The 21,648-nt window shown below is 53.8% G+C and carries 21 protein-coding genes; 17 read left to right on the top strand and 4 right to left on the bottom strand.

Going from position 1 to position 21,648, the window contains the following annotated elements; translation table 11 throughout:
- Positions 1 to 11 precede the first annotated feature (11 nt).
- From Q354_RS0103910 to tatA, 9 genes are all read left to right on the top strand, one after another.
- On the top strand, positions 12 to 719 hold the full coding sequence (locus Q354_RS0103910; protein WP_027856480.1) for a glutathione S-transferase: 708 nt from the start codon (positions 12 to 14) through the stop codon (positions 717 to 719).
- A complete protein-coding gene (locus tag Q354_RS24475; RefSeq protein ID WP_051559864.1) occupies positions 716 to 3,616 on the top strand; it encodes a UvrD-helicase domain-containing protein in 2,901 nt (966 codons plus the stop codon). Before Q354_RS0103910 ends, Q354_RS24475 begins: the two co-directional genes overlap by 4 nt.
- A gap of 85 nt (positions 3,617 to 3,701) precedes the next feature.
- A complete protein-coding gene (locus tag Q354_RS0103900; protein ID WP_051559863.1) occupies positions 3,702 to 5,033 on the top strand; it encodes a tyrosine-type recombinase/integrase in 1,332 nt (443 codons plus the stop codon).
- Between the two features lie 352 nt (positions 5,034 to 5,385).
- Entirely contained in the window at positions 5,386 to 5,691 is a 306-nt protein-coding gene (locus tag Q354_RS27800; protein WP_027856478.1) for a ribbon-helix-helix domain-containing protein, read from the top strand.
- An 87-nt stretch (positions 5,692 to 5,778) separates the two neighbouring features.
- On the top strand, positions 5,779 to 6,174 hold the full coding sequence (locus tag Q354_RS0103890; RefSeq protein WP_027856477.1) for a VOC family protein: 396 nt from the start codon (positions 5,779 to 5,781) through the stop codon (positions 6,172 to 6,174).
- 132 nt (positions 6,175 to 6,306) lie between these two features.
- The gene (locus tag Q354_RS0103885; protein ID WP_051559862.1) at positions 6,307 to 6,831 is read left to right on the top strand and encodes a twin-arginine translocation signal domain-containing protein; all 525 of its coding nucleotides are present in this window, start codon (positions 6,307 to 6,309) and stop codon (positions 6,829 to 6,831) included.
- An 18-nt stretch (positions 6,832 to 6,849) separates the two neighbouring features.
- Positions 6,850 to 8,421: a GMC family oxidoreductase gene (locus Q354_RS0103880; protein ID WP_027856475.1), complete on the top strand. Its 1,572-nt coding sequence runs from the start codon at positions 6,850 to 6,852 to the stop codon at positions 8,419 to 8,421.
- Between the two features lie 293 nt (positions 8,422 to 8,714).
- Positions 8,715 to 9,485 (top strand): hydroxyacylglutathione hydrolase, encoded by a 771-nt coding sequence (gloB, locus tag Q354_RS0103875; RefSeq protein WP_027856474.1) that lies wholly within the window; start codon positions 8,715 to 8,717, stop codon positions 9,483 to 9,485.
- A 16-nt stretch (positions 9,486 to 9,501) separates the two neighbouring features.
- Complete coding sequence (gene tatA, locus Q354_RS28935; protein ID WP_027856473.1) at positions 9,502 to 9,747, top strand: twin-arginine translocase TatA/TatE family subunit; 246 nt, start codon at positions 9,502 to 9,504, stop codon at positions 9,745 to 9,747.
- Positions 9,748 to 10,247: 500 nt separating this feature from the next.
- Here the strand turns inward: tatA and Q354_RS24465 are convergent, their stop codons facing one another.
- The gene (locus Q354_RS24465) at positions 10,248 to 10,943 is read right to left on the bottom strand and encodes a Crp/Fnr family transcriptional regulator (RefSeq protein WP_051559861.1); all 696 of its coding nucleotides are present in this window, start codon (positions 10,941 to 10,943) and stop codon (positions 10,248 to 10,250) included.
- 341 nt (positions 10,944 to 11,284) lie between these two features.
- Here Q354_RS24465 and Q354_RS0103855 point away from each other — a divergent pair, with 341 nt between their 5' ends.
- The 6 genes from Q354_RS0103855 (at position 11,285) to Q354_RS0103830 (ending at position 16,863) form a co-directional block, all read left to right on the top strand.
- Positions 11,285 to 11,809, top strand: a complete 525-nt coding sequence (locus tag Q354_RS0103855) for a cytochrome c oxidase subunit 3 family protein (RefSeq protein ID WP_051559860.1) — start codon at positions 11,285 to 11,287, stop codon at positions 11,807 to 11,809.
- Positions 11,809 to 12,069, top strand: coding sequence for a cytochrome C oxidase subunit IV family protein (locus tag Q354_RS0103850; protein ID WP_027856471.1), 261 nt, complete (start codon positions 11,809 to 11,811; stop codon positions 12,067 to 12,069). Before Q354_RS0103855 ends, Q354_RS0103850 begins: the two co-directional genes overlap by 1 nt.
- A 161-nt stretch (positions 12,070 to 12,230) precedes the next feature.
- Complete coding sequence (locus Q354_RS0103845; RefSeq protein ID WP_027856470.1) at positions 12,231 to 12,665, top strand: c-type cytochrome; 435 nt, start codon at positions 12,231 to 12,233, stop codon at positions 12,663 to 12,665.
- A 15-nt stretch (positions 12,666 to 12,680) separates the two neighbouring features.
- Positions 12,681 to 14,087, top strand: a complete 1,407-nt coding sequence (locus tag Q354_RS0103840; RefSeq protein WP_027856469.1) for a cbb3-type cytochrome c oxidase subunit I — start codon at positions 12,681 to 12,683, stop codon at positions 14,085 to 14,087.
- Positions 14,088 to 14,175: 88 nt separating this feature from the next.
- A complete protein-coding gene (locus Q354_RS0103835) occupies positions 14,176 to 14,976 on the top strand; it encodes a CbbQ/NirQ/NorQ/GpvN family protein (RefSeq protein ID WP_036228449.1) in 801 nt (266 codons plus the stop codon).
- Between the two features lie 48 nt (positions 14,977 to 15,024).
- Positions 15,025 to 16,863 carry a nitric oxide reductase activation protein NorD gene (locus Q354_RS0103830; protein WP_027856467.1) on the top strand — a complete coding sequence of 613 codons (1,839 nt, stop codon included), beginning with the start codon at positions 15,025 to 15,027 and terminating at the stop codon, positions 16,861 to 16,863.
- A gap of 99 nt (positions 16,864 to 16,962) precedes the next feature.
- Here Q354_RS0103830 and Q354_RS0103825 read toward each other — a convergent pair whose 3' ends face one another.
- Positions 16,963 to 17,781 (bottom strand): ion transporter, encoded by an 819-nt coding sequence (locus Q354_RS0103825; RefSeq protein ID WP_027856466.1) that lies wholly within the window; start codon positions 17,779 to 17,781, stop codon positions 16,963 to 16,965.
- A 244-nt stretch (positions 17,782 to 18,025) separates the two neighbouring features.
- On the opposite strand from Q354_RS0103825, the gene Q354_RS0103820 reads away from it, so the two are divergent.
- On the top strand, positions 18,026 to 18,886 hold the full coding sequence (locus Q354_RS0103820) for an SGNH/GDSL hydrolase family protein (RefSeq protein WP_027856465.1): 861 nt from the start codon (positions 18,026 to 18,028) through the stop codon (positions 18,884 to 18,886).
- Between the two features lie 80 nt (positions 18,887 to 18,966).
- On the opposite strand, the gene Q354_RS0103815 is transcribed toward Q354_RS0103820, so the two are convergent.
- Both Q354_RS0103815 and Q354_RS0103810 read right to left on the bottom strand, forming a co-directional pair.
- Positions 18,967 to 20,274 (bottom strand): type II toxin-antitoxin system HipA family toxin, encoded by a 1,308-nt coding sequence (locus tag Q354_RS0103815; RefSeq protein ID WP_027856464.1) that lies wholly within the window; start codon positions 20,272 to 20,274, stop codon positions 18,967 to 18,969.
- Between the two features lie 5 nt (positions 20,275 to 20,279).
- Positions 20,280 to 20,627 (bottom strand): helix-turn-helix domain-containing protein, encoded by a 348-nt coding sequence (locus Q354_RS0103810; protein WP_027856463.1) that lies wholly within the window; start codon positions 20,625 to 20,627, stop codon positions 20,280 to 20,282.
- A 301-nt stretch (positions 20,628 to 20,928) separates the two neighbouring features.
- On the opposite strand from Q354_RS0103810, the gene Q354_RS27170 reads away from it, so the two are divergent.
- The gene (locus Q354_RS27170) at positions 20,929 to 21,540 is read left to right on the top strand and encodes a glutathione S-transferase family protein (RefSeq protein WP_051559859.1); all 612 of its coding nucleotides are present in this window, start codon (positions 20,929 to 20,931) and stop codon (positions 21,538 to 21,540) included.
- Positions 21,541 to 21,648 lie beyond the last annotated feature (108 nt).

Raw genomic sequence — 21,648 nt, 5'->3', positions numbered from 1 at the left:
TAGAAAAGACTATGCCCACTGACGCTTCACTTCCGGTTCTCTATTCTTTCCGACGTTGCCCCTACGCTATGCGTGCCCGGCTTGCCATCGCATACAGTGGCGTGGAGGTTGAGCTGCGCGAAGTGGTTCTGCGGGATAAACCGGCAGAAATGCTGCAGATATCACCCAAGGGTACTGTGCCGGTGGTGCTGCAGCCAGACGGCCGGGTGATTGAGGAAAGTCGCGATATTATGCGCTGGGCATTGCAACAGAACGATCCGGCCGGCTGGCTGATTGGCCGTGAAGTCGATCAGCTGGACTGGCTGTGGCAGGCGGAAGGACTGATTCAGGAAAATGATTTTGTCTTTAAGCAGCATCTGGACCGTTACAAATATGCCGATCGTTACCCGGAACACAGTCCGGAATACTACCGTGACCAGTGTGAGGTTACGCTATCCAAGCTGGACCGGCTACTGCAACAAAACAACGGTTACCTGGCAACTGACCACCTGACCATTGCCGATATGGCGATATTTCCCTTTATTCGCCAGTGCGCCCATGTCGACCGGGAGTGGTTTTACGCCACCGGTTACCAGGCGCTGCAACAATGGCTGGATGACCATATCGCCTCGGAGCTGTTTCAGAGCATTATGCAGAAATATCCCCGGTGGCACAGCGGTGACGCCATCACCCGGTTTCCGGCGCCGTCTGCGACAGAGAGAGGCAAGCATCAGTCATGAACGACGATTTTGACGGCCTGAACATCAAGGTCACGATGCCGCAGAAAGTACTGGGGGCAAACTGGCAACAGATCAGCCTGCAAGCAGATAGACTGCAGATTGACCAGCGAACGATCGCCCTGACTGATATTGCTACGCCGGTTGAACTGGACGACGGCATGACCAGCAGCACCCTGATGTATCTGCTGCAAGCAGAGCCTGGTAACGAAACCGGCGAATCCCTGCAGATCAAAGCACTGACTAAGTCCGATGCCAACAAGCTGCGCACTGAGATTAACCGCTTACGCTTTCTGCTGTTAGAGGACGCCGTGTTTACCCAGGCCAACCTGTTGAAACAGCAACTGTCTGACCGCCACTATCTGCGCCAGCAGCGTTTTCAGCAGATCAGATCAGAAGCACAGGCAGCCATCTATCGCTTTGGCCCGGCCGAGCAGCCCGGTGCTGATTCTGCCCAGGCTCCGCTGGAGTTCCTGCACCGCATATCAGGCTGGCCGGACGATACACTGGACAAGCTCCATCAGCGATTTTTCCAGCGTCAGGGCGAGCGTTACAGTCAGTTATTCGACAGTATTGAAAGCCACCCCCTGACAGAGCAGCAACGCCATGCCTGCCTGCTGGATGAGGAGAATAACCTGGTACTGGCCGGCGCAGGTACCGGCAAGACCAGTACTATGATCGGCCGCGCCGCTTACCTGATCAGCGACCATCAGGCATCGCCGCAGCAAATTCTGATGCTGGCCTTTGCCGGTAAGGCCGCCGCCGAGATGCGCGAACGCCTGCAGCAAAAGCTGGGCGATAGCATCAATGGCCTCAATGTGCAGACCTTCCATGCCCTGGGGCGGATGATTATTGCCCAGGTCGAGGGGCAGCAGCCCGCCATGACCCTGATGGCCGAAGACGAGCGCCTGCAACGAAACTTTGTCGAGCAGAGCTTCAACCACTTGCTGCAGCGTCCTGACTACCTCAGTGATGTGCTCGATTACTTTGTGCAGTACCTCTATGCCGATATAGACCCGTTCCGTTATCAACGCGAAGGCGATCACCTCTATGCGCTGACCGAGAACGAAGTGAAGACCCTGAAGGGGGAAACCGTCGCCAGTGTCGCCGAAGCATTGATCGGCAACTTCCTGTTCCGTCACGGCATTGAGTACAACTACCAGGCGGGCTACCAGCAACATCCGGGCGTGGCGGGCAAGCCGTTGCAGGGAGCGATATTCCTGCTGCCCGAGGAGGGCACCTGTATTCACTATATGCCGCTCGATCATAACGGAGCGGCGCCGCAGTGGTTCAGTGCCGCCGAACTGCTGGAAGATCACGCCAAGATCGAGCAGCAATGCAGTCCGAAGAACTGGCACCTGATCCGTTGTGATTATGCCGGCTGGAAAAGCGGACAGTTAACCGCTCAGCTGGCCGAGAGGATGAATACGCTTGAGATAGAGCTGGAGCCTCTGCCGGATAAAGCGGTGCTGGAGACCTTGCGCGAGTTCGGCGCCCTGAAGCAGGTCAGCGACCTGCTGGCTCAGATGCTGAAACACGCCAAGTCCAGCAATATGGACAGCGATAAACTGGTGTCGCTGGCTCAGGCATCTTCTGATCCCGGCCGGATGAACGCCGCCTTTAAGCTGCTGCAACCGGTGACTGCGCTCTATCAGGAGAATCTGGAGGACGCCGGACAGATCGACTTTGACGATATGATCAACCGCGCCATTCACTATGTACGCAGCGGGCGTTTTCAATCACCCTGGGTTCATATACTGGTGGATGAGTTTCAGGACATCTCGGCATCCCGCGCCGAACTGATCAAGGCACTGAAGGAGCAACCTCATGAGCGCGGACGCTCGCTGTTCTGCGTCGGTGATGACTGGCAGTCGATCTACCGCTTTAGCGGCAGTGATATCAGCCTGACCACCGGTTTCAGTGAATACTTCGGCCCAACCCGGGTGATTGCGCTGGACAGAACTTACCGTTTTAACAACGCGATCTGCGATCTGGCCAGCCGCTTTGTCTGCCAGAATCCGGCCCAGATCGACAAAGTGCTGCAAACCCATAGCCAGGTCGAAGGCCCTGCGGTCTCGCTGCTGCGCAGCAGCTATAGCCCGAAAGAGGCAATCCGCCCGCTGCGTGAGGTGTTGATCCGTATCAATCAGATTGTGGCCGCTCAGGACACGACAGCAGCCCAGACAGTCTATCTGTTGGCGCGTTACAGCTTCAGTCTGCCGGATCGCTCGGCGCTGGATTCCCTCAACCAGCAGTATCAGCACCTTAATATCGATGCGATGACCGCCCATGCCAGTAAGGGCAAAGAGGCGGATTATGTGGTGGTACTGGATATGGTCAGCGGCCGATTTGGCTTTCCGTCAGAGAAACAGACACATCCGTTGCTGGATGCGATGCTGCCTGCAGCAGAGCCTTATCCGGATGCGGAAGAGCGCCGCTTGTTCTATGTTGCCCTGACCCGTGCCCGTCACCGGGTTTACCTGATCAGCGATATGACCCGGCCTTCGCGCTTCATCAATGAATTGATGCAGCCGGGGTATAAGCTGGAAACCGAAGAGTTCGGGCCGGCCGACGTCGACTCTGAAGTAGTAACCTGTCCTGAATGCAGTCGTGGCAAGCTGCAACGCCGGGAAGGCCGCTTCGGGGTTTTCTATGGTTGCACCGAGTATCCCCGCTGCGAATATCGTCAGTCCGGTTGTCCTGAATGTGACTCGGTGATGCGGCCGGAACGATCGGCCTATCGTTGCTGTAATCGCGACTGCGCCAGCGAGATACCCAGCTGCGCCCGCTGCGGTGCCATGATGCAGTTACGTAAAGGCAAGAAAGGCGAATTCTGGGGCTGCAGTGCCTTCCGCAGCGCTGACCCCGATAGCTGCCGCCATACCATGCCGGTCGAATAATCTACTGTCTCAGCTTTAAGTTATAAACATAAGTCTTTGTTTTTGTTAGACTCAGTGGAATGAATTTATTCCGCTGAGTCCGACTATGTCCGCATCAAAGCCATCCCTGTCCGCTTTATCCGAGCTGCCGCCGGCAATTCCACTGTTTGATGCCGTGCAGTATCTGGAGGAGGGAAACGCCTGCATTAACCAGTACATAGCGAATGTAACCCTGCACAAAGTAGCCGATGCGGCGCTGATCTATGAGCATGCGGTGGACTGGCTGCTGGAGCAGAAATTCAGCGAGAACAACTACAAAACCTATCGCAGCGAGCTCACCACTTTCCTGCACTGGTGCTTTGATGCCGAAGAGGTCTCGGTGGCAGATATCACCCGCCGGGTACTGATGCGCTATATCGATTACTGCACTCAGCCACCAAAAGACCTGGTGGCCTACCGCAATGTAGCGCAGTTTGTCATCGATAAAGAGTTGGATGAGCGGGTACCCAATCCCCAGTGGCGACCCTTCCTGGGCAAAAAGCAGGACGGGGTGGAGCAGCCTTACCGCATTACCGATAAAGCCCTGAAAACCAAGCTGGCGATTCTGTCGGCATTCTTTGCCTATCTGATCAACGAAGAGTACACCGAACGCAATCCGGCGATGATGCTGATGAAAAACGGCCGCTTTAAGTCCGGCAGCCAGAGCATGGTGATGCGTGAAGATGATGAGGAGATCCGCGCCTTCACCGAGCTGCAGTGGTCCTATGTCATCTCTACCGCCCGCTCACTGGCCAACAAAGATCCGGAGCAGCATGAACGCACTCTGTTTCTGATCACCCTGATGTACAGCTGTTACCTGCGTATATCCGAGGCAGCCGCCCGGCCGGGCTTTTCGCCGATGATGGGGCAGTTTCGCCGCGACAGCAAAACCGGTGTCTGGGGCTTTCATATACCGCGCAGTAAAGGCGGTAAGCGGCGTACCGTGGCGGTATCCAACCAGTTGCTGAAGGCGCTGAAGCGCTATCGCCGCCACCTGGGGCTGCCGCCGCTGCCGACGCCGAATGAGGAAGCCCCGCTGTTTATCCGTCACCGCGCGGCGGGCCGGGGACGTGACAGCGGCCTGATCAATGCCAACCTGGGAATTCGTCAGCTACGTGAAGAGTTGAATATGCTGTTCGCTCTGGCCGCTGAGGCGATCGAACGGGATGGTTTTGAGCAGGATGCCCAGGAGATGAGGCAGATGACGCCGCACAGCATCCGCCATACCGGCATCTCCCACGATATCAACCTTAACCAGCGGCCGCTGTCACATGTCCAGGCCGATGCCGGTCATGACAGCATCGATACCACCTCGCAGTACCTGCATACCAGTCGGGTAGAGCGCCATGAATCGGCTGCGGCTAAACCGCTGGATCATCTGGAAGGGGCAGCTCCATAAGCAACAGTAGGATACGGGGTGGTTTCTGCATTCCGTCCTTGTTTAAGCACGTTTTGCTTCAGATAGCTCTACATCTGAAAAAAGAGAACCATTTGTGGTAGCGAAGTAGGTAGTAGCTCCCTCCATGACGAGGCTTTTCCGCTCACCGAAACTGCGACAAAGCCCCTAAGCGTAAGGGGCTTTTGATCACTAACAGCCCCTTACGCTTACTTAGCTAGATCTGCCCATCACGACTGAATGAATCCCAATCAGGAATTATCGGCTACTACACATCTTGCAGTATCGATAACGATTCAATAGGGTACCCCTACTGATCTATCCTTTAATCAGGTAACTACAAGGTGTTTTCGTTATGTGCCATATTTTTGCAGGTCAAGATCCAGCGAACTATACGTTTGTGTCTCGATCTATACGGCTGGGCGGACACTCAACTAGCGTCAAGCTCGAAGAGAAGTTTTGGAAAATTCTTGATTATGTCGCACAAGAGCAATCGATGACGACACCAAAATTTCTGTCTCGCGTTTATGATGAAGCACTCGACATAAACGGCGATGTACCCAACTTTGCATCCCTGCTGCGCTGCGCCTGTGTGCTCTATCTGGAACAGCCTTCTGAAGTGATGGAAACTGTACGCATCCAATTGGCCGCTGATAACTGACATTTTTGATGTAGTACTCCAGTACCACCCCGCTTCGTGACGCTGTTGTAACCTGTATTGAGTCAATACAACGAGGTTACGTCTACAATGGCAAAGGCTATTCACTCAATGATCCGGGTGTTCAACTTGGATCGTTCTCTTCAGTTTTACAAAACCGCATTGGATCTGGATATTGCAGATCGCTTCGATTTTGACGGTTTTTCACTGGTTTACCTGCGCAACGAAGAAAACGACTTCGAGCTTGAACTGACCCACAACCATAGTCAGGAAGAACCTTACACCCACGGTACCGGTTACGGCCACCTGGCGGCATGTGTTGATAACGTAAAAGAAACCCGCGAAAAGCTGATCTCAGAAGGCATGGAGCCCGCTGAAATTAAAGAATTCTTCCGTGAGGGAAGCCTGTTGGCGCGCTTCTTCTTCATGACTGACCCCGACGGTTACAAAATCGAGTTTCTCGAAAAGCTAAACCGTTATCGATAAGCAACCTGCAAACACGTCCAAACAACATATTTGCAAGTTACAACAGTACGGCGTTTACACCCGACAAGAGCCAGTAAATGCCGTCTTTGTCTTAATCCGAATCCGTAAAACAATAAAATCTCGGAGAACGCAATGAACAAGACGAACATGAGTCGACGTGGTTTTTTGAAAGCCAGCGGCCTGACAGCGGCAGGAGCCGTCGCTCTCTCACTTACCGGCATGAGCATCGCACCCAATGCTTGGGCGATGACGCTAGCAAGCATCAGAAATTCAGAAGGACAAACACTGTCCCGTCTTTGTCGTGTGCTCTACCCACATGCGCACCTGGACGATATGTACTATGACGCCTGTGTTGAAGGGTTGGATACCAAGGCGGTGAAGGACAAAAACCTTTTGAATCTCTTGAAAAAAGGCGTGGCACAGCTCGATTCCACCTTTAACGTACCTTTTCTCAAGCTTTCAGCTGAACAGCAATTAGAAGCAGTTAAAAAGCTGGAAGGCAGTCCGTTCTTTAACTCGGTAAGGGGCCATGTGGTTGTCGCCCTTTATAACAACGAAAAAATCTGGATGTCGTTTGGCTATCAGGGCCCATCGTTCCCGCACGGTGGTTACCTGGAACGTGGTTTCAACGACATCAATTGGCTGCCGAAGAACTAAGAGCTGAGGATAATAATAATGAAAAAGTTCGACTTGAATGACAACAGCGTAGTAGTGGTAATCGGCTCTGGTGCTGGCGGGGGTACCCTGAGCAACGAATTGGCTCAGAAGGGCATCTACGTTGTTTGCCTTGAAGCAGGCAAACATCTGGATTATGGAAAAGACTTCGTAAACAAAGAGTGGGAAATGTTCTCCAAAGAAGCGTGGTTGGATACACGAACCACGTCCGGCAGCTGGCGTGTTGCCAAAGACTTCCCGAATCTCCCAGCCTGGATCTGCAAAACAGTGGGCGGATCAACTCTACACTGGGCAGGCGCAAGTTTGCGTTTTCAGGAGCACGAGCTGAAAGCACGCACAAACTACGGACATGTAAAAGGTGCTAACCTGCTCGACTGGCCAATCGATCTCAAAGAGCTTGAGCCTTACTACGCTAAGGCTGAAGACAAAATGGATGTGACCCGCACCAACGGTATTCCTGGGTTGCCAGGTAACAACAACTACCGTGTGATGGAAGCCGGTGCAAAAGAACTGGGCTACAAGGAAGTTCACACCGGCCGCATGGCGATAAACTCTCAGCCTCGTGACGGGCGAGCATCCTGCCGCCAGCTTGGATTCTGTTTCCAGGGCTGCCGTATGGGTGCGAAATGGTCCACGTTATACACCGAGATCCCTAAAGCACAGGGCACCGGTCACTTTGAACTGCGTGCAGAAGCCCACGTACTGAAGATCACCCACGACAAAACCGGCAAGGTTGACGGTGTTCTGTACGTCGATGCACAAGGTCAGCAGCAACATCAAAAAGCACGCATCGTCTGCGTGGCGGGCAACTCCATCGAGAGTCCTCGCATCTTGCTGAACTCCGAAAGCGCCATTTACAAAGAAGGCCTGGCAAACAGCTCAGGTCAGGTTGGTTGCAATTACATGCGCCACGTCACCGGGTCTGTTTACGGCATCTTCGAGAAACCGGTCAATATGCACCGTGGTACTACCATGGCAGGGATAATCCAGGATGAGGCGAAACACAAGCCTGAACGCGGGTTTGTGGGTAGCTACGAGATGGAAACTCTGTCATTGGGTCTGCCATTCCTGGCAGCATTCCTGAACCCAGGCGACTGGGGCAAAGAGTTCACCGGCGAGCTGGATGAATACCAGAACATGGCAGGTATGTGGATTGTGGGTGAAGACATGCCACAAGAAAGCAACAGCATCACCCTAAATAGCGATGTGAAAGACCAGTTTGGTTTGCCGGTTGCAAACGTACATTACGACGATCACCCCAATGATGTTGCGATGCGCGAACACGCGTTCAAGCAGGGTTCCGCGGTTTATGAATCGATTGGTGCGATCAAAACCATCAAGGTTCCACCTTACCCGAGCACCCACAACCTCGGGACCAATCGCATGAGTGCAAAGGCAAACGATGGCGTTGTGAACAAATGGGGACAAACCCACGACATCAATAACCTGTTTATCTCTGACGGTAGTCAGTTCACCACTGGCGCTGCAGAAAACCCAACGCTGACCATCGTCGCGCTGGCGATTCGTCAGGCTGACTACATCGCTCAAGAGATGAAAGCAAACAACATCTAAGGGTGGCGTGAGTACACCCTAAAGACTCACTGGCTTTCGGGAAGATTCACTCCTAAAACAGCGCTTTTGCACTCATACCCACCCCCTCAAAGGCGCTAATTGCGGGAGTATCTCATCCTGACTTTGTCTACTTCCAGAGCCGGGTTTTGCAAACTTTCCCGGCTCCATTGCCATCATGGCAATTTTCGCCCTCTTCACAGGGGGCATTTTTTCCTTTTCATCAAAACATCTCTGCTTTCACATCGCGTACAGACTCTCAACCCGCCACTACACAATAAATAGAGCCAAGAATAATGCTAAAAATCGTCCCCATAGCAGCATTTTCCGACAACTACATCTGGCTTATACACGACGACACGACGGCCGCAGCCGTTGATCCCGGCGATGGTTTAGCCACCCAAGCTTACTTAAACGAACACAACCTGCAGTTAACACATATTCTGGTTACACACGATCATGCCGACCACGTTGGCGGTATTGAATATCTAAAAGACCATTACAACCTCAGAGTGCTGGGTCCGATAGATTCTAAACTCACGCTCCTTGATGACCGGTTAAATGATGGCGATCAGTTCAATCTGTTCGAGACAGTCTTTGAGGTAATGTCAGCCAAAGGCCACACCCAAGAACACATCATGTTCTTCAATACCGACTCGAAAAACCCTGTTCTATTTTCTGGCGATGTTCTGTTTTCCGGCGGATGCGGCAGAATCTTTGAGGGCACATCTGCAGATATGTTCGCATCCCTGTCCAAGATAAAAGCACTCCCGCAGGATACAGCGATCTATCCTGCACACGAGTACTCTCTATCAAATCTAGAGTTTGCGGCTTTTGTGGAGCCCGACAACAAACGTATCGAAGAGACCAAAACGGCGTATCAACGAAAGCTGGCACAATCTACACCAACACTGCCCACAACCTTAGCCCTGGAACTCGATATCAACCCGTTTTTAAGAACCGATATTCCCTCCATCCAACAAATCATCCACATTACACAAGACAAAAACATACATGACGAACAGAACATTTTTGCCGCTCTCAGACGCATGAAAGATGAATTCTAAAACTCAGGAGGTACACATGCTTGCAGGTATCAGCATTTGGCAACTTTTGATTGTCGCAGTGATCATCGCATTGCTATTCGGCACGAAAAAGCTCAGATCACTTGGCTCTGACGTTGGACACTCCATCACCAACTTTAAAGCGGCTTTGCGAAATGAAAGTGGTTCATCAATAATTGATGAATCAGCTAAGGATCTAGAGCCCCCTTCATTGTCTAGCTCTGATAAAAACGCTATCAAAAGCCGTCTTAACGACGGCGTTTGATCTCTGATTAATGCCGATCTACGGTTAATTCAGCTCAGCCTACTCGCTTCATACAACTCCCAAACCTGCAGCTTTTCCAGCCAGAACATAGGGGTACTATTGGTAAGCGCCCGGCGATTACACCTTGCCTGCCGCCGGTTACCAGTTATGCAGCAACAGCTCATCGATGACGCTGGCCTTGTGCGTCGGCAGTCGGGCCAGTACATCTTTCCTAGGCATAAGGCTCATGCCCTCGATATGCAACTCGCTTATGAATAGGTGGACACTATCACCAGCGGGCAGCAGAGTGGTCAAGACGGGTTCGCCGGACAATTACGCTAGATCAGGTTCGATGAGTGATTAGTTGTGCTCCCAAGTTGGGATTTCAGCGTCTGCGTCAGCTTTTTCGTTCTGCAACGACACAGCTTGGTGCCACTCTCCACAATTTGGAGACCCGAGCCTACCGGAAGATAGGCACGGTAGTGGAGAGTGGCACCAGGTATGACTGCCATTCGATTCCCTTAGCCAAAGTCCTTCAGCTGCTGCAGATCCAGCACCTGCACTTCGGAACCTTTTACCGCCACGATCTCGCGGTCTTTCAGCTCGTGCATAATGCGGGAGAAGGTTTCCGGCTGCATCGCCAGGCGGGATGCGATCAGGCGCTTGGCCATCGGCAGGGTGATGGTGACCTGATCGACCGTCAGATCAGATACCAGCGACAGCAGAAAACGCACCAGCCGGTGGCGGGCGTTCTGCAGGGTCAGGGTTTCGATCTCATTGAGCCTGAAGTGCAGTTTCTCGGCCATCTTGCCCATCAGCCGCTTGCTGCAGGTCGGATTACCGGCGATGGAATCCAGATAGGCCTGGTTGCTGACTCCCAGCACCTGTGTAGCGCCGATGGCCTGGGCATTGACCGGATAGCTGCTGCCCTCCATAAACATCACCGCCTCGGCAAAGGTACCGTTGGGGTTCAGAACTTCGATGATCTTCTCATTGCCATCCACTGAAACGCGGTTGAGCTTAATGCGCCCCTCCAGCACCAGGAAAAAGTAGCGTGCATCGTCCCCCTGTAGAAACAGGGTCTCGCCATTGTCCAGCGCTACGACTTTAGACTCGGCCATCAGCTGTTCCCGGATACCCGGGTCCAGCGCTGAAAAGAGCACGTTTTGCTCTGCACGAAACCAGGCTTGCTGAAGTGTCTGCTTGTCGTTACTCACTTTTATCGAACCTCTGTGCTAGCTAAATCAGGTCCGATCACGCTGTGACCGGATAAAATTGTCAAATATCAAGGCAAGGCGGCGCTGTGGGGCCAATAATGCGCCAATCCTTTTCCCCTCAAAGGATAGACCCGCAAGGGTTTTGAAAGAGGAGTGCCCAACGGCTCTCTGGTCGCTCCCTCTTTCTCTTACTCTGCAGCATCTGCAGCCAGCCATCTTTTTCTGCACCTTTTCAGCATAGGGGGTATATCCTGAACAGCTCCAGTCAAGCCGTCCTTCCAACGGACGATCCGGCCATCGCTTCGGCAGCGCAGGGAGCAAAGCTACCCGGTGATCTGGCGATGTGGCTGTTTATCCTCGCCGAGCTTTCGGTGTTTGCGCTGTTTTTCCTGCTATTCAGTGCCCTGCGGCGCTACGATCCTGAGACTTTCAATGCCGGTCAGCAACTGCTTCACCCCGTTGCCGGACTGGTGAATACCCTAGTGTTACTGACCTCCAGCGGCTGTGTCGCCGAGGCGATCGTACGGCTGCGTCAACACCGTCCGGGGGCACTGGGCTGGTGGCTGCTCAGCATACCGGTCGGGGCGCTCTATATCCCTATAAAGTTGTGGGAATATAAGCAGTTAGTTGCTGCCGGTCATGATCTGGATAGCAACGCCTTCTTTACCGGCTATTTCCTGCTCACCGGATTCCATCTGCTGCATGTCGTGCTCGGACTGGTCATCCTGCTGTTTGTTGCGCTGCGGATTAAGCAGGGTGCTTATCGCCAGGGCCAGATCAGCGGTGCAGAAAGCAGTGCCTGTTACTGGCATATGGTCGATCTGGTCTGGGTCATCCTGTTTCCGCTGATCTATGTGATCCACTGATGAATAAACTCAATCGAATACTCAGCCCTGCACTGTGCTGGCTGCTGCTGATGTTGCTCAGCCTGTCGATGTTCCTGCTCGGCGAGCAGAATCCGTCACCTCAGATTATATCGCTGATACTGCTAATCAGCGTCGCCAAGGCCTGTCTGATTATTCTCGGCTATATGGAGCTCGCAGGCGTACGCCACCTGCTAAAGCGGGGCATGTTGCTCTACACGCCGCTGTTGTTATTGATAATCGGCGGGTTATTGATGCTGTGAGCGCATCATAACGTTATTTGAGGCTTAATAATGTATAAATTATATATTTTTAAAGCCGCTTGATAATTATCAAGTTTTTGCCCGCCTCCGATCCTCAGAATAGCTCCTGCATCCACTAAAACACGCCATCCGTGACCTCTGCCGGGTCTGAGGAGCTTCAAATGAATGAAACATTCACCAAGGCGATGGCGAGGAATATCTTCTATGGGGGAAGTCTGTTCTTCATCCTGGTATTCCTTGGCCTGACCTTTCATACCGAACGGACGCTGCCTGAAAGGGACCACCGCGAGAATATCAACGAGCAGGTGATTCTGGGCAAGAAGGTCTGGGAGGAGAATAACTGTGTCGGCTGTCACTCGCTACTGGGCGAGGGCGCATACTTCGCACCTGAGCTGGGTAATGTTTACACCCGTTACGGCAACAGCAAGGAAGCGATCATCGGCTTTATCAAGAGCCGGCCTGAAAATGGCATTCCGGGCCGTCGCAGTATGCCGCAGTTCAACCTGTCCGATCAGGAGCTGGAAGCGGTGGCTGAATTCCTGAAATGGACTTCAGAGATCAACACCAGCAACTGGCCACCGAATGATCAGGGTTAAGGCGGAGAGCTCACGATGAAATACCAATCTCAATCTGTCGCACGTCTGTACTTTATAGCGGCGCTGGGCCTGTTTGCAGGCCAGATACTGTTCGGCCTGATCATGGGACTGCAATATGTGATCGGCGACTTCCTGTTTCCTGCGATCCCGTTCAACGTGGCACGCATGGTACATACCAACCTGCTGATCGTCTGGCTGCTGTTTGGCTTTATGGGCGCAGCTTACTTTCTGGTACCGGAGGAGTGTGAAACAGAACTCTACAGCCCGAAACTGGCGGTCGTACTGTTCTGGGTCTTCCTGATTGCCGGTGCGCTGACCATTGTCGGTTACCTGATGGTGCCTTACGCCGCCCTGGCGAAGATGACCGGTAATGATCTGCTGCCCACTATGGGCAGGGAGTTCTTAGAGCAACCGTTGATTACCAAAATCGGTATCGTGCTGGTGGCACTGGGCTTCCTGTTTAACCTCGGCATGACTGTGCTGCGCGGCCGTAAAACCGTGATCACCAGCGTACTGATGATCGGCCTGATCGGTCTGGCGGTGATGTTCCTGTTCTCCTTCTACAACCCTGAGAACCTGGTACGTGACAAGTTCTACTGGTGGTGGGTGGTACATCTGTGGGTAGAGGGCGTGTGGGAGCTGATCCTCGGCGCTATCCTGGCTTTCGTGCTGATCAAGACTACCGGCGTAGACCGTGAAGTGATCGAGAAGTGGCTCTATATGATCATCGCCATGGCGTTGATCACTGGTATTCTCGGCACAGGTCACCACTACTTCTGGATCGGCGCGCCTGAATATTGGCAGTGGCTGGGTAGTATCTTCTCCGCGATGGAACCGATTCCGTTCTTTATGATGACAATGTTCGCCTTCACCATGGTGCGCAAGCGTCGTCGTGACCATCCGAACAAAGCAGCGGTTATGTGGGCGATGGGAACCGGTGTGATGGCCTTCCTGGGCGCAGGTGTCTGGGGCTTCCTGCATACCCTGGCTCCGGTTAACTACTACACCCACGGCACTCAGATCACCGCATCGCATGGCCATTTAGCCTTCTACGGTGCGTACGCAATGATCGTAATGTGCATCATCTCCTACGCTATGCCGCTGATTCGAGGTCGCGTTGCTAACAGTCAGAAATCACAGCGTACTGAGCTTTGGGGCTTCTGGCTAATGTCTATCTCTATGTTGCTAATCACGTTGTTCCTGACCGGTGCCGGCATCCTGCAGGTTTGGATGCAGCGTTATACCGATACACCACTGCCGTTTATGGTGGTGCAGGATAAGATCGAGATCTTCTACTGGTTACGCCTGATCTCAGGTGTCGGCTTCATGGCAGGCCTCGGTGTTTACTTCTGGAGCTTCTTTATCGGCACTGAAGAGGAAGCCGCCAAAGATAACGCCCAGATGATGGCAATGGCTAAATAAGTAAACCCGCCCTCAAGCGGCACCCTGAATCAGGGTGCCGCTTCCCCTTGATTCACACTGAAACTATCCCGCAGACAAGGAGCAGGTTATGCAGACTGCCAATGCGATTGAACTGAATGCCGCCCCGTTTTACCTGCCGCAGCAAAACGAGGTCGAACTGTTTCGCCACGCCTACGAAAACCAGCTGCCGGTACTGATCAAAGGACCGACCGGCTGCGGCAAGACCCGCTTCATCAGCCATATGGCCGAAACCCTGGGCCTGCCGCTACATACCGTATCCTGCCATGATGACCTGACTGCATCGGATCTGGTCGGCCGTTACCTGATCGGTGATAACAACACCCAGTGGCATGATGGCCCGCTGACCCGCGCCGTGCGTGAAGGCGGCATCTGTTATCTGGATGAGGTAGTGGAAGCGCGTAAGGATACGACTGTGGTCATCCACCCGCTGACTGATGACCGCCGCGTGTTACCGATTGACCGCACCAACGAGCTGCTACAGGCACCTAAAAATTTCATGCTGGTGGTGAGTTATAACCCCGGCTACCAGAACCTGATGAAGGGACTGAAACCCAGTACCCGACAGCGTTTTATCTCCATGACCTTCGACTACCTGAAACCGGCTGAAGAGCAGCGCGTGATTGAGGTGGAAACCGGCCTCGACAACGCCCGCGCCTCGCGCCTGGTGCAGCTGGCAATCGGACTGCGCAGCTTGAAGGATATGGACCTGGAAGAGGGCGCCAGCACCCGCTTGCTGGTGTACACCGCCAAACTGATACAGGCCGGGTTTGACCCGATCGAAGCCTGCCGTGCTGGCATGGTCGAATCCCTCACCGATGATGACGACACTATTCAGGCACTGATGGAAGTGGTTAAAGCCAATTTCTGAGCCGATCTCTAATCTGAATGATCCGCAGCGTAGTACAAGGGGCACCCGATGGAAGAACAGGTTGGTAAATACTGGGACAGCTGGATCAGCCGCATGGCCGATCCCCATAAGCACCACCAGGCGGTGACACTGGAAAGCCTGCGTAAGCCTCTGTCGGTTTTCTTTCGCACCCTGGGCGGTGATGGCGGTCTGAACCTGCGTGCTTCGACGATGAGCTCTGTCAATCTGCGCCGCTCCTGGGTACAGAAGCTGGCAGGCAGCGGTAGCCGGGTTGCGCTGGCCTGGCGTGACCCTGAAACCCTGCACCTGCCTGAGCGGATCAATCTCTTCGCCGATGCCGAGCTTAATCGCGAGCTTTACTACTGGCTGGCAGCCCTGGCGACTGCGCCGGAGTTTAGTCAGCATAACTGGATCAAACGCAGTCAGTTGCAGGTGCTCTATGTACTCGACCACTATCCGGGGCTGAACCGGCGTTACCAAACACTGAGCCGGGCACTGATCAGGCAACGTCCCGATCCGGAGCTGCTGCCGGTTGCAGAGGCGGTACAGGAGCAACGTATTCAGCAGGCCCTGATCGAGCCGGGCAGTATCGATACAATCGGCGAGTGCCGTTATGAACCTGCGCCGGTATTACTGTGGCTGCATCCCTCACCTCCGCAAAGCCTGCCGGGTAAACAGATCAAGGTCGATTCGGTTCAGCAACAGAATAGCGATGGTGAAAGCAAAGCCAGTGAGCAGCAGCGCAAACGCAAGGCGAAGCGCAAAAAGTCCGAAACCAACAAGGGCGGCCTGCTGGCGCTGCGCTATGAAACCAGCCTGTTCAGCATCGCCGAGATGGCAAACCTGGACCGCTCTGAAGATGAAGATGAGGATCTGCAGGACGCCGAAAAGAACGCTGACGAGCTGGAGGAGCTGACCGTCAGCCGCGACAGTAACGCGATTGCCAAGCGAATCCGGTTCGACCTCGACCTGCCATCCGAAGCCGAGGACGATCTGGTCATCGGCACCGATCACCCGCTGCCTGAGTGGGACTACCGCAAGCAGCAACTGATTAAGGATCACTGCAACCTGCTGACCGTGCGGGCCGCCAGCAGCGATTCCGGCGAGCTGCCACCACACCTGCAGGCCACGGCCCGCAGGCTGAAACGGCAGTTTCAGGCCCTGAGGCCGCAATCCCAGTGGGTTAAGCAGCAGGAGGAGGGTAGCGAACTGGATCTGGAAGCCTACCTTCATTTTCGCGGCCAGCGGGCTGCCGGCTATCAGGTCGCCGAGCCCAAGCTCTACAGCTCACTGGAAAAGCGCGAGCGTGATCTGGCCTGCCTGCTGCTGGCCGATCTGTCACTCTCGACCGATGCCTGGGTCGGCGATCATGGCCGGGTGATCGATATTATCCGTGACTCGCTTTACCTGTTTAGCGAATGTCTGCAACAAACCGGGGACCGCTTCTCAATCTGCGGATTCTCCAGCCGTTACCGCAATCATGTGCGCTATCACCTGCTGAAGGGGTTTGATCAGAGCTACAACCGCAAGGTCCGGCAACAGATTGAGGCGATCAAGCCGGGCTATTACACCCGCATGGGCGCAGCAATCCGCCGCTCGACCGAGCTGCTATCGGCACAGCCACAGAAGCAGAAACTGTTACTGATTCTGACAGACGGCAAGCCTAACGATCTCGATCACTACGAGGGGCGTTATGGCATCGAGGATACCCGCATGGCGATCATTGAAGCGCGTAAGGCAGGATTGGTGCCTTTCTGCATCACTATCGACCAGCAGGCGGAAGACTACCTGCCATATCTGTTCGGGCGCGGAAACTACACCCTGATTCGCCGTGCCGCAGAGCTGCCGGCTAAACTGCCGCAGCTATATGCGAAGCTGACCAGCTAGAGGGACGGGATGGATAGCCCCGGAGAGCGCTTCTGCCGCAGTAGTCTGCAGTTAGTAGCGGCTACAAGCGCCCTCTCTCCGGGGCAGATGGGGTAACGCCTATACTTCGTCTCTTTGCTTATTCTGCGCTTCAATTATCAGCTTTAACTCATTGATCTGATTGGAAAGATCTTCGATTGTAAGCTGCCCCTCTGCCAATGCTTTCTCTTTTTCCTCCTGCGCGTGCTCGTTCTCCATTACGTTTACCACAATACCGATCACCATATTGAGGAAGGCAAAAGTGGTGAGGAAGATAAAGGTCAGATAGAACAGCCAGCTGAACGGATAGACCGTCATGGTCTCGTACATCACATCGGTCCAGTCCTCAAACGTCATCACCCGGAACAGGGTCAGCATGGCAATGGAGATATCACCCCACAACTCCGGATTGATCTGCGCAAAGAAAGATGCGCCTACGGCGGCGTAGATATAGAAGATGATAAACATCAGCAGAATCACATAACCCAGCTGCGGCAATGCCTTGATCAGTGAATTCAGCAGCAGTCGCAGCTCCGGTACGATCGATACCATACGCAACACGCGGAAGATCCTGATCAGCCGGCCGACCAGGGCCATCTCACTGTCTTCGATTGGAATCAGGCTCACCACCACAATCAGGGTATCGAATAGGTTCCAGGCATTGCGAAAGAAGCTGCGTTTCTCGGGCTCGCCAACAAACCGGACCGTTAACTCAATCAGGAAGAACAGGGTGATTGCGACATCCAGCCAGCCGATCACGGTCAGGACGTTTGGCGGTATGTTGTAGGTCTTAGCCCCGATCACTAATGCGGAGAACAGGATCACCATCACAACAAACAGCTCAAACATCTTGTTAGAGCGCAGAGTATAGAAGCGGGATTGAAGGGTATTCAGGTCCATAGCGTTTAAAGAGTCTCAATTGGCTAACAGATTGAAAGCGTGCAACTTTACAACGCTTTGATTGTAAAATCTTTCGGATATCTGTTTTTCGAGCCTGTTCCGGCCTGAAAGTGACCTTGATAAACCGCCAGCCAGCACTAATCTGAATCGATCACCTGCCAAAATGAATAAAGGCAAGTCGCCTGAGCCGGCAGGTCAGCCATAAGGCCGCAATAACCAACACAAGGAACAGGGAGAGAAGGTGATGAAAACGTTCAGACCGAACATCTTGCGCTGGCATGAACTGGAAAACAGCGATCTGCCCATTTACGAAGACCCTTTGATTCACGATCAGCTGATTCTGGCTGAAGGGGATTCCTGGTTCACTCTGGGTGGAGCCCCGGTTTCAAACCTGCTGTTTCCGATGCGCTTTACCAGGTTGACGATGATTGTCGACTGCGCATCGCCCGGCGACACTATGCGCAATATGGCAGACATGACACACAATCAGTCATTAAAAAACGCGCTGGATTCGGAAGACTATCGCTGGGACCTTATTCTGCTGAGCGGTGGCGGCAATGATATGATTGATCACGCCCGTCAGCTGCTTCTGCCTGCAGCGCAACGCACGTCATCACCGTTGATACCTTCCGATTATTGCGACCTTGAGAAACTGGATGCCCTGATAGAGGAGATCCTTTCCGGCTACCGGACTATCGCCTCCCGGCGAGACAGCGGGCCGGCCACAGGAACGCCTATTCTTACTCACACCTATGACTATGCGACACCACGCAACTCGCCAGCACGTTTCTTCAATTTACCAATGCCGACACTGGGCCCCTGGCTCTATCCGGCGCTGATCGCTGCGGAAGTACCGCAAGACCAGTGGATCGCAGTGGTCGGATTTCTGTTTGATAATCTTGCGGACGGGATCTTATCGCTGGCGCTGGGACCTGATCCCATCAGCAACTTTCACGTGATCGATACCCGCGAGACTCTGACACCCGCAGAACTGGGCACGGCAGGCGAGAGCGGGGACTGGATGAACGAGATTCACCCCGATGCGGAGGGTTACCAGAAGCTGGCCGCACAGCTGGATGAGAAGGTTATTGATCTGCTGAGTTAGACCCGCGCTGGCAGAACTCCGGCCAACAGAAGGCGGGCGGCTCAGCCAATTAAAGCCGCCCGCCTTCAGCGCCAGCCGATTTACAGATAAAGCCGGTGGGACTGTGCTATTTCAGTCGAAAATGCCGGAAAGACACCCGCTTCGGCAGCATATTTCGGCCACTGAGATACCACCTCAATCACCTCATCGATAATCTGCTCCGCGTCTTTGCGGAACTTCTCCGCAGGCAGCAGCAGATCCTCTCGGGTGAAATCATCACGCTTGCCGTTCAACGATAGCTGGTGGGAGTTGACCCACTTCGACCCTGGCTTGTAGCTGTAGGCGATATCGAATGCCGGAGCCAGTTGCCACTGGCCGCTGCGGTCGAGGATAAAGCCGAAGTTCTTGGTGTGGTCATCATGGTTTCGCGCCACGATGTTAAACACCATGCGGCGGTACAGCTCCAGCGCTGCTGCTTTTTTAAAGCGCAGGGAACGCATCAGGGAAAACAGCTGCTCGTAACTGTAATGCCCCGGTTGCTTATAATCAGCATGATCCATCGCGCAGAGTGACTGGTAGTGCAGTTTCTTATTGCCAATGCGATCGAAGCGCCGGGTCATAAAGTGCGCCCGCTCACCGTCCTGCAATAGCTCGCACGGTGAAATATCGATCCCCGCATCCCGCGCCATCAGGTAATAGGCGTACTCCATCCGGCCAAATCCCTGCGGATCACCAAAGGTCTCTTTGGCAGCCGAGTGCTCGACCACGCCATCAAACTTCAGCAGATAGTGCTCAAATCCGTCCGGCAGATCCACCTGGCCACTGCGGATCTCGGTACGATCGGCATTAATACCGATCACAGCCTTCGGTCGGGCACCGCCGGCAGAGGTACCTACCTGCAGGATCGCAGATAAGGCTTCGCCATTTCCCTCAACCAGAGACTCCGCCAGGCCGGAACGCTGGTCCAGAACGGACTGGGCCATCGCCACCAGTCCATCCAGTTCCAGCGGCATTGCCGCACTAACAGGGCGCTCGATAGAGGGCAGATATTCCAGAGCCCCCATGCCGCGCGACCCGGTATACAGCAGTCGCTCCAGCGAGGAGAAAGTCTCGCGATCCCGCCCGCTTCGTGCCAGCCAGGCGTCAATCACCGCATTACCAAAATCATCCGGCAGGGTGTCTGCAAAGGCACCCGGCAGCCCGCGGTAAGTGTCACGCGGTAACGCAGGAAACTGGTAAACGCGATTAGACAGGGGCAGCTTCACCGGACTGATCTCAATGCCACCCTGAATCCATTCAGGCGCATACTGGAAAGCGCAGAGGCCGCTCCTATCATCATGGGACAGGGCGCCGACCAGCTGCCCCCACATCTCTACCCGGGCAACGTTATGTTGCGTCATATTCGCCATCGTGATTACCAGTCCTCGTCAGCGTCATTATCAGATGAAGTACTGTCACGTCTAGTGCCTGCGCGTCGGCGTTTCTTACCTTCGAGTTTCAGCAGCTCCAGTGGACTAAACGGCTCCGGCGGCAGAAAGCCATCCAGATTATCCAACCGACCCAAAATCCGCATAATACCAATCACCACTTCAAGCCGCGCTTTGCCCTTGATTGCACTGCGGTAGGTACCTTCTGAGATCCCCAGTTCGTCGGCGATCTGCTTCTGGGGGATATTGGCCTCAAGCCTGATCTGCTCAAGCCGTTGCCCCAACTCTCTGGCGATGGCCATATCCGTCATGGCATAGTAGTTTCTACTATTCATAGCCCACCTATCGAAATTCGGTTAATCATCAATTTTTTGATGCTAGAAATAACAAAATACGATTTAGCCTCAATTTATTGATGATAGCATAAGAGCTAATGCCGTCGGCTTTTTGCATCACATAATCATCAATTTATTAACGCTATAGGCCATATAGATAGACTTAACATCAATATTTAAAGGTTATTTCGAGAGGCATCGAACCTCAGACAGAGCGCAGGCTGGGCGGATAAGAACGACTGGTTTAGAATCGTGCTATCCATACGCCTGCACAGGCAGGTACCCCAGACAGGAAACGATCATGATCAAGATATACGGCAGCCCAAAATCCAGCGCCGGACGCTGCTTCTGGTGTCTCGAAGAAGCAGGCGTAGCCTACGAAACCCAGTCAATCGACTTCAGCGCCGGCGAACACAAATCAGAAGCCTTCCGGCAGGTCAACCCGAACGGCAAAGTTCCGGCACTTCAAGACGGTGATTTCGTTATCTGGGAATCTCTGGCAATCAGTAACTACATCGCCGACGCCTACAAGCCGGAACTGCTGGGCAATAGCCCTCAGGAACGGGGGCAGGTCAGCCAGTGGAGCATCTGGTCGGTCGCCGACCTGCAAGTGCCGATGATTCAGGCCTTCATCCAGCTGGTGTTCGTACCGGAACCCCGCCGCGATGCTGACATCATCGCCAAAGCCTTTGAGAAAATTCCGCCGATGCTGGCCACGCTGGAAAACAGCCTTAACGACAAAACATTCCTGGTTGCTGATCGCTTCACCCTGGCCGACCTCAACTGCGCCTTCGTCGTCGGCATCTGCGATGACATCAAGTTTGATCTGAGCGAATACAGCAACATCAACCAGTGGCGCGCGCGTATCGAAGCACGCCAGGGCACCCAGCGTTATCGGGCACTGTGCAAGTAAGACAAGCGAAGCAGGGGATTCAACACCCCTGCCTTATAAAAATACAATATTTCAATGCTTTATAAGCAATACCTAAAGCTTTTTGATGGAATAAACCAGTCCAGCCGG

The organism is Marinobacterium jannaschii DSM 6295 (assembly GCF_000620085.1).
GTDB classification, from domain to species: domain Bacteria; phylum Pseudomonadota; class Gammaproteobacteria; order Pseudomonadales; family Balneatricaceae; genus Pontibacterium; species Pontibacterium jannaschii.
Note: the sequence above shows the minus strand (reverse complement) of the source record. Positions and strands in the feature narration are given on the sequence as shown.

Coding starts and splice junctions, on each gene's coding strand:
- Q354_RS0103910 (WP_027856480.1), top strand. CDS start 12: ATGCCCACTGACGCTTCACTTCCGGTTCTCTATTCTTTCCGACGTTGC.
- Q354_RS24475 (WP_051559864.1), top strand. CDS start 716: ATGAACGACGATTTTGACGGCCTGAACATCAAGGTCACGATGCCGCAG.
- Q354_RS0103900 (WP_051559863.1), top strand. CDS start 3,702: ATGTCCGCATCAAAGCCATCCCTGTCCGCTTTATCCGAGCTGCCGCCG.
- Q354_RS27800 (WP_027856478.1), top strand. CDS start 5,386: ATGTGCCATATTTTTGCAGGTCAAGATCCAGCGAACTATACGTTTGTG.
- Q354_RS0103890 (WP_027856477.1), top strand. CDS start 5,779: ATGGCAAAGGCTATTCACTCAATGATCCGGGTGTTCAACTTGGATCGT.
- Q354_RS0103885 (WP_051559862.1), top strand. CDS start 6,307: ATGAACAAGACGAACATGAGTCGACGTGGTTTTTTGAAAGCCAGCGGC.
- Q354_RS0103880 (WP_027856475.1), top strand. CDS start 6,850: ATGAAAAAGTTCGACTTGAATGACAACAGCGTAGTAGTGGTAATCGGC.
- gloB (WP_027856474.1), top strand. CDS start 8,715: ATGCTAAAAATCGTCCCCATAGCAGCATTTTCCGACAACTACATCTGG.
- tatA (WP_027856473.1), top strand. CDS start 9,502: ATGCTTGCAGGTATCAGCATTTGGCAACTTTTGATTGTCGCAGTGATC.
- Q354_RS0103855 (WP_051559860.1), top strand. CDS start 11,285: ATGTGGCTGTTTATCCTCGCCGAGCTTTCGGTGTTTGCGCTGTTTTTC.
- Q354_RS0103850 (WP_027856471.1), top strand. CDS start 11,809: ATGAATAAACTCAATCGAATACTCAGCCCTGCACTGTGCTGGCTGCTG.
- Q354_RS0103845 (WP_027856470.1), top strand. CDS start 12,231: ATGAATGAAACATTCACCAAGGCGATGGCGAGGAATATCTTCTATGGG.
- Q354_RS0103840 (WP_027856469.1), top strand. CDS start 12,681: ATGAAATACCAATCTCAATCTGTCGCACGTCTGTACTTTATAGCGGCG.
- Q354_RS0103835 (WP_036228449.1), top strand. CDS start 14,176: ATGCAGACTGCCAATGCGATTGAACTGAATGCCGCCCCGTTTTACCTG.
- Q354_RS0103830 (WP_027856467.1), top strand. CDS start 15,025: ATGGAAGAACAGGTTGGTAAATACTGGGACAGCTGGATCAGCCGCATG.
- Q354_RS0103825 (WP_027856466.1), bottom strand. CDS start 17,781: ATGGACCTGAATACCCTTCAATCCCGCTTCTATACTCTGCGCTCTAAC.
- Q354_RS0103820 (WP_027856465.1), top strand. CDS start 18,026: ATGAAAACGTTCAGACCGAACATCTTGCGCTGGCATGAACTGGAAAAC.
- Q354_RS0103815 (WP_027856464.1), bottom strand. CDS start 20,274: ATGGCGAATATGACGCAACATAACGTTGCCCGGGTAGAGATGTGGGGG.
- Q354_RS0103810 (WP_027856463.1), bottom strand. CDS start 20,627: ATGAATAGTAGAAACTACTATGCCATGACGGATATGGCCATCGCCAGA.
- Q354_RS27170 (WP_051559859.1), top strand. CDS start 20,929: ATGATCAAGATATACGGCAGCCCAAAATCCAGCGCCGGACGCTGCTTC.